Genomic DNA, 13,338 nt, shown 5'->3' on the forward strand with positions numbered 1-13,338 from the left:
TATATGTGATCTAACGCTCGCATTTTTCGCGGACCGTTCCTGACAGCGGCGGCGATGCTTGACCTCGGGAAGAAAAATATGTGAGTATGCACTCGCATTCCTCGCTCCCGGCGTCGATGCGCACCCGAAAACCTTGCAGAGTCGCACAGGAGAGCTCAATGACGAACACGACGCTCGACGGCGGTCCCGGCCACGTCGTCAACGATGCCCGAGTCAACCCGAGGACCGGCCGCCCCGCCGGCTTCGCCGAGCTGGCGCTGCTGCTGGCGGGGAGCTGCCTGTCCGTCCTCGGCGCCGTGCTGCTGGCGCCCGTCCTGCCGGCGATGTCCGAAGAGTTCGCCGACGTGCCCGGGGCGGAGGCGCTGGTGCCGTTGACGCTCACTCTCCCGGCGCTGTTCATCGCGCTCCTCGCGCCGGTCGCCGGTCGACTGGTCGACAAGCTGGGCCGCAAGCGCGTGCTGATCGTCGCGCTGCTCGGCTACGCCGTCGTCGGCACCGCTCCGCTGTGGCTGGACACGTTGGCCGGCATCCTCGCCTCTCGTGCTCTGGTCGGGATCGCCGAGGCCTTCATCATGACCTGCTGCACGGCATCCATCGCCGACTACTTCCTCGGCGGCCGCCGGGTCCGCTACCTCGGGATGCAGGCCGTCGTCACCACGGGTGCGGCGACGATCTTCCTCGCCCTCGGCGGACTGCTCGGCGCCTCGGGATGGCGCGCGCCGTTCTGGCTGTACACGGTGAGCGCCGTCATCGCACTGGGCGTGATCGTGGTCATCTGGCCCATCCGCCAGACCGACGACGGGCGGGAACGCAACGCCGAGAAGCTGGCGCCCATGCGGTGGCGTCCGCTGATCCTGCCGATCGTCGTGTCGACCGCCGCCGGGGTGATCTTCTACACGCTCATCGTCGAGCTCTCCTACGTCCTGGCCGCGCACGGCGTGACCTCCACCGCGACCCTGGGCGGCCTCGCGGCGATCTCGTCGCTCGCGACCGCGATCGGCTCGTTCCTGTTCCACTGGGTCACGGCGCTCGGCGCCCGCGTGCTGCTGGCCGCATCGCTGGCCCTCGCCGGCATCGGATACGTGGTGATCATGGTCGCCGGAGCCGTGCCGCTCGTCATGGCCGGCGCCGTGATCGCCGGGTTCGGCGGCGGGCTGCTGCTCCCCACCCTCATCACGTGGGCGATCTCCGGGCTCCCGTACGAGCTGCGGGGACGGGCGACCGGCGCCTGGACGTCGTCGATCTTCTTCGGCGAGTTCCTCTGCCCGCTGATCGTCGCCGCCCTCACGGCCGCCACCGGCTCGCTCGGCACGGCCGTCGGGATCGTCGGCGTCGCGGCGCTCGTCATCGCCGCGCTGATCGCCGTCCTGATGCGCTCGCCCCGCCCCCTGGTCAGCGAGACGCTCTGACCGACGCCGGCCGAGACCACGAGAGGATGCCGCCGATGACCGACAACGCCCTGGACGCCTTCGCCGCGATCGTCGGCGAGGTGAACGTGGTCCGTGCCGAGGACGAGCGCATCGGCGCGTACGCGGACCCGTTCGCGTTCGACGACAACCACGCCGGTCCCGCGCGGGGGGCCGTGCTGCCGGCGTCCGTCGACGAGGTGCAGTCGATCGTGCGCGCGGCGGGACGCCTCGGCGTCTCGCTGTGGACCGTCTCACGAGGACGCAACCTCGGATACGGCGGCGCCGTCCCGCGGGACACGGCCAGCATCGTGCTCGACCTGCAGCGCATGAACCGCGTGCTCGAGGTCGACGTCGAACGCGGCTTCGTCGTCGTCGAGCCGGGGGTCAGCTTCTTCCAGCTCTACGAGCACCTGCGCGAGCAGGACGTGCCGCTGATGATCTCGGTGCCCGACCTCGGCGGCGGCAGCGTCATCGGCAACGCCCTCGAGCGCGGGTTCGGGTACACGGTCAACGGCCAGCACGCCGAGCTGCTGTGCGGGCTCGAGGTCGTCATGCCCGACGGCACGCTCGTGCGCACCGGGATGGGCGCGATCGGCGGCGCCACCACCGCGCACGTCTATAAACCCGGCTACGGCCCCGCGCTGGACGGCCTCCTGTTCCAGTCGAACCTCGGCGTCGTGGTCGGCGCCGGCGTCTGGGTGCTGCCACGACCCGACGAGATCGCCTCGGTCACCGTCTCCGCCGCGGACCGGAGTCGGCTGGGAGACCTCGTCGACACGCTGCGACCGCTCATGCTCGACCGCACGATCGACGGCGTCGTCATCGCCGGCAACGTCCTGGCCGCCGCGAGCGGCATCATGCCCCGCGCCGCCATCCACCCCGACCCCGGCCCGATCCCGGATGCCGTCGTCCTGGCGCTCGCGGAACGTCTCGGCCTCGGGTGGTGGAACGCGAAGTTCGGGCTGTACGGACCCCCCGCGGTCGTCGACGCGAAGCTCGGCGTCATCGGCGATGCCGTCGGACGCGCCGGACTGGCCATGACCGTGCGACGCTATCCCGGCTCGGTGGATGCGGGAGACGTGCATCCGGCCGACCGCGCCCAGCTCGGCATCCCGTCCGGCGACCTCATCCAGATGGCCGCCTGGCGGGGAGGGACGCCCGCCCACACCGACTTCTCCGTCGTCTGCTCGACCACCGGCGCGGACGCCCAGCGACTTGTCGACCTCGTGCGACATCGGGTCGAGGCGGAAGGTCTCGACCACGTCGGCGGCTTCACGATGTTCGGGCGGCACGCGATCATGCTGAACCTCGTCTCGTTCGACGCCTCCAGCACCGAGGAGCGGGAGATGGTGGTCCGGCTCTTCCGCGACCTCATCGCCGCCGCCGCCGCCGAGGGCTTCTCGCCCTATCGTGCGCACCCGGCCTTCATGGACCGCATCGCCGGCCTCGCCGATCCGGCGCTGCGTCGCGCCGTGCAGACGGTCAAGGACGCCCTGGACCCCGCCGGAATCCTCAGCCCCGGCAAGCAGGGCGTGTGGCCGTCGGGGCGCGGCTGAGGTCCCTCCGCACGCCGCGGCGGTCGCGGCTCGACCGAGTGGTACAGGCCACCGTGGTAGCCTGTTCTTCTCCTGTCCGAACGTGCGCGTCTGACGAGCTTCTGCCTCATCGTGGAGCAGCAGAAGACACGACGTCCGTTCGGAATCCTGCGCTGATCTGCGCCGCATCCTTCCCCTGTGAGCTTCTCCATGCCCTCTCCTTCGGCGCTGTCGTGGCGCCCGGCGTCCGACGACGTGTTCGTCGCCTCCCGTGTCGGCGAATACGCCGGCTTCATCGCACGATGCTCCCAGGGCTACGAAGCCCACGGCGCGCGGGGCGAGAACCTCGGTCTGCACGACTCGACCGCGGCGGCCCGCCTGGCCGTCGAGTCGCCCCTGCCTCCCGGCTCCTACCGTCCGCGTCGTCTTCGTCGGCGCGGCATCCCCCGTCGCTCCGGCGGCCCGAACAACAGAAGGAAAGACACGATGGCCACTGGCACCGTGAAATGGTTCAACTCCGAGAAGGGCTTCGGCTTCATCGCCCCTGACGACGGCACCGACGACCTGTTCGCGCACTTCAGCGCGATCGCCGGAAACGGCTACAAGGAGCTGCGCGAAGACCAGAAGGTGGAGTTCGACCCCGAGCGCGGCCCGAAGGGCATGCAGGCGGCCAACATCCGCGTCCTGTGAGATGCGGGTCAGCCGGGGTCGCGTGGAACCCCGGCTGACCATCGCCTGCGAGTCCCGACGCATTCCGTGGGACGGTCCGCGACGGCACGTAGTGTGAGCCTCAGCGATCGGCGGTCCCGCCTTTGGCTTCCGCCACGATCGAAAGAGCAGGTGCTCTCATCGCCGCCTCCGTCCTCGAGCCCCGGCTCGGTCCCGTCCGGCAGACCTACGCCCGCACCGGCGACTTTCCCTCGTTCACCCGCGCGTACACCGACGTCGCCCAGGTCGTGCGTGAGAGCGGCCTGTTGCGGCGCACGCCCTGGTTCTACGGCCTCGTCGCCGGCGCGATCGCGCTGGGCTTCGGCGGCTGCATCACCGGTTTCGTCCTGTTCGGGCACAGCTGGTTCCAACTGCTGATCGCCGCAGCGCTCGGCATCCTGTTCACCCAGGTGGCCTTCCTCGCGCACGAGGCCGCGCACCGGCAGATCCTCGCCTCCGGGCCCGCCAACGACCGGCTCGCGCTGCTCATCGGCAACGGCGTCGTCGGGATGAGCTACTCGTGGTGGGGCAGCAAGCACACGCGCCATCACGCCAACCCGAACCGGGTCGGCAAAGACCCCGACATCGAGATCGACACGATCTCCTTCCTCGACGAGGACGCCGCCGCCGCCCGTGGCCTGCGGCGGATCATCACCCGCCGGCAGGGCTGGCTGTTCTTCCCGCTGCTGACGCTGGAGGGGCTGAACCTCCATGCGCTCGCCTTCCGCCACCTGCTCGGCGGTGGCAAGGCCGAGCGTCGTTGGAGCGAGCTCGGCCTCCTCGCCGCGCGGTTCGCGATCTTCGTCGTCCCCGTGTTCGTCTTCCTCCCCCTGGGAATGGCCTTCGCGTTCTTCGGGGTGCAGGTCGCCGTGTTCGGCGTCTACATGGGCGCCTCGTTCGCCCCGAACCACAAGGGGATGCCGGTCATCGCGCCCGACGCGAAGCTCGACTTCTTCACCAAGCAGGTGCGCACCTCCCGCAACGTGTCGGGCGGATGGTGGGCCACCTGGCTCATGGGCGGCCTGAACTACCAGGTGGAGCATCACCTGTTCCCGAGCATGCCGCGCCCGCACCTCCACCGGGCTCGCGAGATCGTCAGGGACCAGTGCCACACGCTGGACGTCCCCTACACGGAGACCACCATCTGGCGCTCCTACGGCATCGTCATCGCCTACCTCAACCGCGTGGGCCTCGCCGCGCGCGACCCGTTCGACTGCCCGATGGTGACGGCCTACCGCCGCGTGTGAGCCGGCGGTAGGCCGTCACCATCGGAACGGTTCCGCAGCAGGGTCCGAGGTCAGCCGCGCTCGACGCGGCACCTCAGGTGACGCGGTAAGCGACGTAGGCGACGCGGTTCGCCTCGCGGACGCACGAGGCCACGTACAGCGACCGCTCGAGCTCCGGGTGCGTGGCCGACTCGACGGTGACGACGGTGCGGAAGTAGTACCGCGAGGGATCGACGTCCTCCCCGTCCAGGAGCGCCTCGAGCACGTCCGGCGGCCCGCTGCGCACACCGACCGCGTGGAGGTGGAGGAGCGACCCGTCGGCGGAGCGGGCGGAGTAGCGCCCGTCGATCTCGATCCCGCCGTCGGCGCGCGCGATCTGCCAGTCGGCGCCCCCGGGGAGGATGTCGCCGTCGAACGCGCCTTCGACCGTGCCGCCCACGATGGGCACGACGCGGCGGTGCCCTGCCCGCGTCATGCCGTGGTCTTCCAGCGGACCCAGCTCGACCGTCACCTCGAACGCGGGCTCGAGCGAGGGCACCGGCGCCCGCGCGCTCATCGGCGCCACTCCGGCAGGTCGATGCGGGCGCCCTCCGGGCCGTGCCCGATCTCCTGATGCGCAACGACGGTCGCGACCGCGTCGAACGCCGCCTCGCCCGTGCCCGGGTTGCGGGCGTACCGCGGATGCGCCCCGGAGCTCACCTGCAGTCCCACGCGATGGCCCCGGGCGAACCGGTGGAACGTCGGCCACAGGGGGACGGTCACCTCGCGGAAGCCGTCGGCGTCCGCCTCCGGGTCCGTCGCCGCCGTGCCGACCGAGCCGATGCGCCGGATGCCGTCGCACACCGACATGACCCGCCCGTCGGGATGCACGTCCGTGATGCGCACGAACACGTCGAAGCAGGGTGCGGAGGAGCGGATGCGGATCCGCGCGACCGGGTCGCCCGCCACGTCCAGCGGCGCGTCGAGCGGCTCCGACCGGAAGACGCGGATGTCGGCCCGCCGCTCCAACGCCGCATTGTCCTTCGGCAGGGTGTCGGGCTGCAGGCTCGGGCCGCCGAGCGCCGGGGTCGGATCCGTCGGATCGTAGGTGTACGCGGTGGTGCCGGTGACGGCGGGCTGCGCTGACAGGCCCCCGCCCGGGTGCAGGAACCACGTGCCGGCACGGGATCCGGCCGGCGGCCACGAGCCGAGGTCGTGCCATTCCTCGGCGCCGGTCTGGTAGGCGCGTACCGGCGCGACGCGCCCGGAGTCGGCGTCCGTGAAGGTGTCCGCCAGGAACGCGAGGGTGTCGCGGTGGGCGGGCGCGGACTTGTCGGGGGAGATGTGGCCCCAGGGCCCGACGGTGAGCCGCGGGGCGCGCCCGGCCGCGGCGAGCAGGGCGTACGTGCGCAGCTGCCAGGGCAGGAAGATGTCGTACCAGCCGGTGACCATCAGGATCGGCGCGGTCACGTCGGAGACCGATGCCGTATGGCTCTGCTGGGTCCAGTACTCGTCGGCGAGGCTCTCGTGGGCCACCCAGTCCTGGTACCAGTGCACGCTCTCGCCGGTCGCGGCGACATCGCCGGCGCTCAGCGGCAGCACGTCGAACGCGCGGGCCAGCCTGCGGTCGGGCAGCATCATGCCGAGCAGGGCGAGACCGCCTCTGCGCATGCGCACCATCATCCTTGTCCAGCCGAGCGCGTTGCGCAGCGAATAGGCGCCGTTGTCCCACGTGATGGCGCCGAAATCGGGCATGGTGATCTGCAGCACATGCGCCTCCGGGGCGTTCTCGGGCTCCTCTCGCTGCATCCTCCCCGCGACCGCCCACTGCGTGTAGCCCATGTAGCTCTCGCCGAACATCGCGAGCCGCCCCGTGAACCACGGCTGCTGCCGCACCCAGCGGACCGTCTCGATGCCGTCGCGCTGCTCGTCGATCTGCGGGGTGAACACGCCTCCCGAGCCCCAGGTGCCCCGACAGCTCTGGAAGAACACCGTGTACCCCTCGTATGCGAGCGCGCGGGCCGCCCCGCCCAGCAGTCCCCGCCGTCCGTAGGGGCCGCGCACCAGGATCGTCGGCGCCGCGCCGTCCGCGCCGACCGGACGGTACAGGTCCCCGAGGAGCTCGACGCCATCGGCCAGGGGCGTGCGCAGATCCTTCACGTGCTCCACCTCGTGCGGCCCGAGCACCACGCCCCTGCGGGTGCGCGCGTCGATCGCGCGGGTGATGCGCTGTCTGATCGTGGACATTCCGCCTCCTCGCGGATCCTGGCGACGCCAGCGATGCGGCGGCGTCCCCGGCCTCGGGGCGCACCTCGCCCCCCGCCATCATGCCGCGCGCGGCGAGTTCCGCTCAACGGGATCGGCTCCGGATAGTGACCCGGCGGCGGCATACGCTGGCGGGGCTTCCGCAACCGAAGAAGAGAGGTCGACGATGACCGAGACACTCGCCGAGGCGATCCGACGTGCCGGAGGGGCGGTCGAGCTGCTGCGCAACCAGGACTGGCCCGCGTTCACGTTCCCCGTCGCGCCGGAGTTCACGAACTGGCGCGACGAGCAGCGCGCCTGGAACACGACGGTCGCGCTGATGGACCAGTCGCACCACATGACGCAGCTGTTCCTGTGGGGCGACGACCTCATCCCGCTGCTGGAGTCCATCTCGCCCAACACGTTCGGCACGTTCCGCGCCGGGGTGGCCAAGCAGCTCATCTCGGTGAACCAGGACGGCTATCTCATCGGCGACGGCATCCTGTTCTACAACGCCGAGGGCGAGGAGGGGCTGGTGCTCATCGGGCATCACCTGCTCATCGACTGGGTGCGCTTCAACGTCGAGAAGGCCGCCGCCGCGGGCGAGGACGTGCACAGCCGGCTCGAAGGCAACTCGCACATGCGTCAGGGCCCCCCGACGTTCTACCGGTACGAGCTGCAGGGCCCGAAAGCCGACGAGGTCATGGCGAAGGTGTTCGGGGGTCCTGCCCCCGACATCAAGTTCTTCCACATCGGCGACGTCGAGATCGCGGGGCGCCCGGTCAAGGCGCTGCGCCACGGCATGGCCGGGCAGCCCGGCTTCGAGTTCTACGGGCCGTGGGCCGACAACGAGATCGTGCTGGACGCGCTGATGGCGGCGGGCGAGGAGTTCGGCATCCGTCGCGTCGGCGCCAAGGCGTACTCGTCGTCCCCGCTGGAATCGGGCTGGGTGCCGACGCCGTTCCCCGCGATCTTCGACGACGACCTCGCCGAGTACCGCGAATGGCTGCCGGCCGCGCGCGCCGGATCGATCGGCGGATCCCTGTATTCGACCGACATCCACGACTACTACATGACCCCGTACGACATCGGCCTGGGCAAGTCGGTGCGCTTCGACCACGACTTCCACGGCCGCGCCGCCCTCGCCGGCCACGCCGAGAGCCAGCGCCGTCGCAAGGTGACGCTCATCTGGAACGCCGACGACGTGGCATCCGTCGTGCGCTCGCAGCTGGAGCCGGGCACGCCGGCCAAGTTCCTCGACTTCCCCAAGAGCCGCTACGGCCTGTTCCAGATGGACGAGGTGGTGCAGGACGGGAAGCAGGTGGGCATCTCGACGGATGCCGGCTACGTCGCGTTCGACCAGCTGTACATGTCGCTCGCGACCCTCGACGTCGGCATCCCCGACGGCGCCGAGGTCGAGGTCGTATGGGGAGAGGACCCGATCTCCTCGAAGCCCCAGGTCGACGCGGCGCATCGGCAGGTGCGCATCAGGGCGACCGTCGCGCCGGCGCCATACCACGAGTACGCGCGCACCGTGTACCGCCAGAACGCGTGAGCGTCCGCCCGCCGGGCGGGTAGCATGACGGCGTCATCGAGGAGGATGCCGTGGCGCGAGGGTCGGCGGGGGAGTCGGTGCTCCACCGGCATCTGCGCGTGATCGAGAGCTTCGACGCCTGGCATCCCTTCCTCAGCCTCAGCGAGATCGCCGACGCCGCGGGGCTTGCCCGGTCGAGCGCCCATCGACTCGTCGCCGAGCTGGAGCGCGAGGGCCTGCTCGAGCGGATGCCGGACCGTCGCTACCGGCTGGGCGTGCGGCTGTGGGAGTTCGCCAGCCGCACCCCCGGGGCGGTCGGCCTGCGCGAGATCGCGCGGCCGTGGCTGAGCGCGCTGCACGAGCGGGTGCGGCAGCACGTGCAGCTCGGGGTGCTCAGCGGACGCGACGTCCTCTACATCGATCGGCTGTCGACCCGGGACGCCGTGCTCAACGCGACGGTGATCGGCGGCCGCATCCCCCTGCACGCGTCGTCGAGCGGACTCGTGCTGCTCGCGCACGCCGACGGCGGGCTGGTCGCCGACGTGATCGCCCGTGGCCTGCGGACGTACACGGACCGCACGATCCGCACCGGCGCCGAGCTGCGCCGAGAACTGCGTCGCGTGCGGGACGCCGGCTACGCCGTCACCGACGGTCACATCCACCCCGAGTCCCGCGGCATCGCCGTGCCGGTGGCCGGCCCCGACGGCAGGGTGCACGCCGCCCTGGGGATCGTGGTGCCCAACGACGCGACCGCCACGCACGGCTATGTCGAGCTGCTCCGCCGGGCCGCGGACGGCATCGCGAGAGATCTCGCGGTCGCCTACCGGCCGGACGTCGACGAACGCGGTCACGGCATCCGGTCGCTGATGAGCGGATCCCGCCGTTCGCTCGAGTACCTCGAGAGCCTCGAGATCGACGGGCGGCAATAATGCTGGCAATATAGATTGCAATCTGTCGGCTGATCGAGGAGGAGGCGTGGATGCAGCTCGTCTTCATCCCCGGTGCCGGCGCGGGAGCATCCGCCGACGCGTACGTCCATCAGACGAGCCGCTTCCCCGGCAGCCTCGCGGTCACGCTGCCGGGGCACCCGACGGGCACGCTGTGCGCGGACGTCCGCGGCTACGCCGACTGGCTGCGCGGGTGGCTGTGGGCGCACGACGCACGTCGCGACCTCGTGCTCGTCGGATACACGCTGGGAGCCTCGATCGCGCTCGAGTACGCCCTGGACTATCCGGACGAGGTCGCCGGCATCGTGCTCATGACCGCGGCCATGCGCCCGAAGCTGCATCGCACCGCCAGCTACGAGCTGCATCTGAAGGCGCTGGACAGCGAGGACGACTTCGAACGGTGGCTCGACGCACGTCGGCGCTCGATGGCCTTCGTCGAGCCCGGGCTGCGCGAGCGTCTGCTCGACCATCACCGCCGCAACGGGCCGATGGTGCAGCTGGCGGACACCAAGGCCATCGACGCGTTCGACGTCCGCGACAGGATCGCGCAGCTGCGCCCGAGGCTCCTCCTCATCCGAGGAGCGGCGGACCCGACCGCCCCGCCGGCGTACGAGGCCGAGATCCACGGCGCGGTGCCGGGATCGCGACTGATCGAGCTGACGGGCGCCGGTCACTTCCCCATGCTGGAGCAGCCCGACGAGGTCAATGCGCTCGTCGCGGCCTTCACCTCGGAGCTGGAGAGCGCGGTGCGCGGCTGACGGTGCGTCAGCGCGCGAGGAAGGCGTCCATCCGGCTCCGCTTGTCGGCGGTCTCGAAAAGGACGGCCTGGGCGATATCGTCGATCGCCGGGTGCGCGTCGCGGGGTGCGCGCAGCGCCGTCTTCGCCAGGCGCAGCGCCAGCGGCGGAGTGCGCATCATCCGGTCCGCCCAGGCGTGCGCGACGGCGAGCAGGTCGTCCTCGGCGGCGATCTCGCTGAGCAGTCCGATGTCGAGGGCCTTCTCCGCGCTCACCTGGCGGCCGGCGAAGAGCATCTCTTTGGCGCGCGCCATCCCGATCAGCTCCGGCAGCCGCCAGGTGGCGCCCGCGGCGGCCAGGATGCCGAGCCCGCCCTCCGGGTTGCCGAACCGCGCCTGGTTCGTCCCGACGCGGATGTCGCACGCGTAGGCGAGCTCGGCGCCTCCGCCGATGGCGGCTCCGCCCACCGCGGCGATGGTGGGAAGCGGCAGTGCGGCGACACGCTCGAACACGCTGCTGTTGATGCCTTCCATCGCCTCCGCCGCTCCGCGTTCGCGGAGCTCGCGGATATCGGCCCCGGCAGCGAAGACGCCATCCGCGCCGGTGATGATCGCGACGCGCGGGCGGCGCTCGAGCTCGGCGCATGCCGCGTGCAGCTCGCGAACCGTGCGTGCGTCGATGGTGTTGCGCACCTCGGGTCGGTTCAGCGTGATGACGACGCGCTCATCGTGCTCCTCGACGAGCAGGGCGTCGGCGCTCATCGCCCTGTGGCCCAGTCGTAGAAGCCACGGCCGCTCTTCTTGCCGAGGCGGCCTGCCGCGACCATCTCGACCAGCAGCGGCGGCGGCGTGAACCGGTCGCCCAGCTGCGACTCCAGGTATCGGGCGATCCCGAGACGGACGTCCAGTCCGACGAGGTCGGTGAGCCGGAGCGGGCCGATCGGGAATCCGTAGCCGAGCATCATGGCGGCGTCGATGTCCTCGGCGGAGGCGACGTCCTCCTCGAGCATCCGGATCGCTTCGAGCCCGATGGCGACGCCCAGCCTGCTGCTCGCGAATCCGGGACTGTCCCGCACCACGATCGGCGTCTTGCCCAGCCGTCGCACGATGTCCTGTGCCCGCGCGGCCGTCTCCGGCGACGTCCGGCCACCGTCGACGACCTCGACGAGCTTGCTGGTCGGGACAGGGTTGAAGAAGTGCATCCCGAGCACGCGCTCGGGATGCGGGACGGCGGCGGCGAGCGCGTCCACGGAGATGCTGCTGGTGTTGCTGGCGATCACCGCGCGCTCGTCGATGACACCGGCCAGGCGGGTCAGCGCCTCGATCTTCAGCTCCAGGTCCTCGGGGACCGCTTCGATCGCGATCTGCGCGTCGTGCGCGCGGCCGATGTCGACGGTCACGTCGAGGCGTACGAGGAGCGTCTCCGGACCGGCGACGATCCCGCGTTCCACGCTGCCGTCCACGGCGACGCCCACTCGCCGGCGTGCGGCATCCGCGGTCCGCGCGTCCCGCTCGACCAACGTCACGTCGATCCCGGCCAGGAGCATCGCGTGCGCGATGCCGGCCCCCATCGTCCCGCCGCCCACGACGGCTGCGCGAAAGATCGTCTCGTCATCTGTCATCGCCGTGTCCTCGCTCCTCGATCCCGGTAAGGCTATCAAGATTGGCAGCAATACTGATAGCATCTAGTTCAGCAATATTCGTGCACATCGGGGACGAGCCGCAGGGCCGTCCCGCGGAGACGCACCGCACATGAGCGAAGGAGCCGATCGATGGTGGACAAGAGCCTCTGGAACGAGCTGCTCAGCGACGAGTTCAACCAGGAGGTCGACAGCTGGGCGGACGCACGCAATGCCCTTCGGGGGCAGGTGGCCTATCCGGAGCAGGTCGGCAACACCCGCAACCCCTGGTCGGGTCCGTCCAAGCGCGGCCCGAACTCGCATTACGCGATGTTCAACGAATGGGTCACCACCGACCTGATCCGTCACTTCTGCGACGGCGTGGGCGACAAGAACCCGCTGTACCGGTGGGAGGACTACGCCAGGTTCACCCGCTACGGACGGGTCGTCGCGCCCAACGGCATCCTGATCTGCATGGGTGAGGCCGGCGCCGGTCAGGGCACCGTCGCCCCCGGCTTCGGCCGCAGCCTCGCCGGCGGCAGCACCTGGACCTGGTTCAAGAGCGTCTACCCCGGCGACCGGTTCCACGTCTTCGGCACCGACATGGGGGTCAACGAGAAGAAGCCTCGCCGGGCGGTGCCGTACCGCCTGTTCCAGGCGATGTATCGCACGACATACCTGAATCAGCGCAACGAGATCGTCGCGACCCGCGACCGGACCAGGATGCAGATCGTCGCGGAGAGCCGGCAGAAGACCGAGGCGGCCTTCACGGAGCGGCCGCGTCATCGCTACACCCCGCAGGAGCTCGACGCGATCCATCAGGCCTATCGCGACGAGGAGACGCGTCGCCGCGGCGCCGACACCCGCTTCTGGGAGGACGTGCACGTCGGCGACGAGATCTTCCCCGTCGTCGCAGGACCCCTCACGACCCTCGACGTGCACGTGTGGATGGCGGCGATGGGACAGCAGTCCGCCCTCAACATCAACTGGGACATGCTCGACGGACACGTCGACGACCACGGCTGGGTCGACCCCGAGACGAACGCGCCGCGGTGGCGCGCCGAGGCTCACCTCGTGGATGCCGCCGCCCGCGTGACCGGGCTGCGCTCGGGCGCCTACGGCCACCACGGGCAGTTCGAAGCCCTCATGCAGAAGGCCCTCCAGAACTGGATGGGCGACGACGGCTTCCTGAAGTATCAGAGCAACCGCACCCGCCGCCCGTCCTGGATGGGCGACACGACGACGGTGACCGGCACGGTCACCCGGACCTATGTCGAGGACGGCCAGCATCTCGTCGACCTGGCGGTCGAATGCACCACCCAGAACGACGAGGTCCACCAGACCTGCGACGCCACCGTGATCCTGCCGTCGCGGACGCAGTTCATCTACCCGGGGGTGTGAC

Annotated in this window: 12 protein-coding genes; 8 read left to right on the forward strand and 4 right to left on the reverse strand. The window is 70.6% G+C overall.

The window, feature by feature from the left end; all coding sequences use genetic code 11:
- The first annotated feature begins 158 nt into the window (after positions 1-158).
- The 4 genes from QM626_RS13645 to QM626_RS13660 all read left to right on the forward strand — a co-directional run bounded on the left by QM626_RS13645 (position 159) and on the right by QM626_RS13660 (position 4,899).
- Positions 159-1,409, forward strand: a complete 1,251-nt coding sequence (locus tag QM626_RS13645) for an MFS transporter (RefSeq protein WP_415077502.1) — start codon at positions 159-161, stop codon at positions 1,407-1,409.
- Positions 1,410-1,444: 35 nt separating this feature from the next.
- Positions 1,445-2,965, forward strand: coding sequence for an FAD-binding oxidoreductase (locus QM626_RS13650; protein WP_415077503.1), 1,521 nt, complete (start codon positions 1,445-1,447; stop codon positions 2,963-2,965).
- A 465-nt stretch (positions 2,966-3,430) separates the two neighbouring features.
- Positions 3,431-3,634 (forward strand): cold-shock protein, encoded by a 204-nt coding sequence (locus QM626_RS13655; protein WP_415077555.1) that lies wholly within the window; start codon positions 3,431-3,433, stop codon positions 3,632-3,634.
- Between the two features lie 137 nt (positions 3,635-3,771).
- Entirely contained in the window at positions 3,772-4,899 is a 1,128-nt protein-coding gene (locus QM626_RS13660; RefSeq protein WP_415077556.1) for a fatty acid desaturase family protein, read from the forward strand.
- A 73-nt stretch (positions 4,900-4,972) separates the two neighbouring features.
- Here the strand turns inward: QM626_RS13660 and QM626_RS13665 are convergent, their stop codons facing one another.
- Entirely contained in the window at positions 4,973-5,434 is a 462-nt protein-coding gene (locus tag QM626_RS13665) for a DUF3237 domain-containing protein (protein ID WP_415077504.1), read from the reverse strand.
- Positions 5,431-7,104 carry a CocE/NonD family hydrolase gene (locus tag QM626_RS13670; protein WP_415077505.1) on the reverse strand — a complete coding sequence of 558 codons (1,674 nt, stop codon included), beginning with the start codon at positions 7,102-7,104 and terminating at the stop codon, positions 5,431-5,433. The genes QM626_RS13665 and QM626_RS13670 overlap by 4 nt, the downstream gene beginning before the upstream one ends.
- 184 nt (positions 7,105-7,288) lie before the next feature.
- On the opposite strand from QM626_RS13670, the gene QM626_RS13675 reads away from it, so the two are divergent.
- The 3 genes from QM626_RS13675 to QM626_RS13685 are packed head-to-tail and all read left to right on the forward strand — an operon-like array spanning position 7,289 to position 10,340.
- Positions 7,289-8,656: an aminomethyl transferase family protein gene (locus tag QM626_RS13675; RefSeq protein WP_415077506.1), complete on the forward strand. Its 1,368-nt coding sequence runs from the start codon at positions 7,289-7,291 to the stop codon at positions 8,654-8,656.
- 50 nt (positions 8,657-8,706) lie between these two features.
- A complete protein-coding gene (locus tag QM626_RS13680) occupies positions 8,707-9,564 on the forward strand; it encodes an IclR family transcriptional regulator (RefSeq protein WP_415077507.1) in 858 nt (285 codons plus the stop codon).
- A gap of 50 nt (positions 9,565-9,614) precedes the next feature.
- Positions 9,615-10,340: an alpha/beta fold hydrolase gene (locus tag QM626_RS13685; RefSeq protein ID WP_415077508.1), complete on the forward strand. Its 726-nt coding sequence runs from the start codon at positions 9,615-9,617 to the stop codon at positions 10,338-10,340.
- A 7-nt stretch (positions 10,341-10,347) separates the two neighbouring features.
- Here the strand turns inward: QM626_RS13685 and QM626_RS13690 are convergent, their stop codons facing one another.
- Complete coding sequence (locus tag QM626_RS13690; protein WP_415077509.1) at positions 10,348-11,079, reverse strand: enoyl-CoA hydratase/isomerase family protein; 732 nt, start codon at positions 11,077-11,079, stop codon at positions 10,348-10,350.
- Entirely contained in the window at positions 11,076-11,939 is an 864-nt protein-coding gene (locus QM626_RS13695) for a 3-hydroxyacyl-CoA dehydrogenase family protein (RefSeq protein WP_415077511.1), read from the reverse strand. Before QM626_RS13695 ends, QM626_RS13690 begins: the two co-directional genes overlap by 4 nt.
- Positions 11,940-12,089: 150 nt before the next feature.
- Here QM626_RS13695 and QM626_RS13700 point away from each other — a divergent pair, with 150 nt between their 5' ends.
- Complete coding sequence (locus QM626_RS13700; protein ID WP_415077512.1) at positions 12,090-13,337, forward strand: MaoC family dehydratase N-terminal domain-containing protein; 1,248 nt, start codon at positions 12,090-12,092, stop codon at positions 13,335-13,337.
- The last annotated feature ends 1 nt before the right edge of the window (position 13,338 follow it).

Origin of the sequence: Microbacterium sp. (assembly GCF_047606385.1) — a bacterium.
Taxonomy (GTDB): Bacteria; Actinomycetota; Actinomycetes; order Actinomycetales; family Microbacteriaceae; genus Microbacterium.

Bases quoted from the DNA above. Each gene is read 5' to 3' on its own strand.
- QM626_RS13645 (WP_415077502.1), top strand. From the start codon at position 159: ATGACGAACACGACGCTCGACGGCGGTCCCGGCCACGTCGTCAACGAT.
- QM626_RS13650 (WP_415077503.1), top strand. From the start codon at position 1,445: ATGACCGACAACGCCCTGGACGCCTTCGCCGCGATCGTCGGCGAGGTG.
- QM626_RS13655 (WP_415077555.1), top strand. From the start codon at position 3,431: ATGGCCACTGGCACCGTGAAATGGTTCAACTCCGAGAAGGGCTTCGGC.
- QM626_RS13665 (WP_415077504.1), bottom strand. From the start codon at position 5,434: ATGAGCGCGCGGGCGCCGGTGCCCTCGCTCGAGCCCGCGTTCGAGGTG.
- QM626_RS13670 (WP_415077505.1), bottom strand. From the start codon at position 7,104: ATGTCCACGATCAGACAGCGCATCACCCGCGCGATCGACGCGCGCACC.
- QM626_RS13675 (WP_415077506.1), top strand. From the start codon at position 7,289: ATGACCGAGACACTCGCCGAGGCGATCCGACGTGCCGGAGGGGCGGTC.
- QM626_RS13685 (WP_415077508.1), top strand. From the start codon at position 9,615: ATGCAGCTCGTCTTCATCCCCGGTGCCGGCGCGGGAGCATCCGCCGAC.
- QM626_RS13690 (WP_415077509.1), bottom strand. From the start codon at position 11,079: ATGAGCGCCGACGCCCTGCTCGTCGAGGAGCACGATGAGCGCGTCGTC.
- QM626_RS13695 (WP_415077511.1), bottom strand. From the start codon at position 11,939: ATGACAGATGACGAGACGATCTTTCGCGCAGCCGTCGTGGGCGGCGGG.
- QM626_RS13700 (WP_415077512.1), top strand. From the start codon at position 12,090: ATGGTGGACAAGAGCCTCTGGAACGAGCTGCTCAGCGACGAGTTCAAC.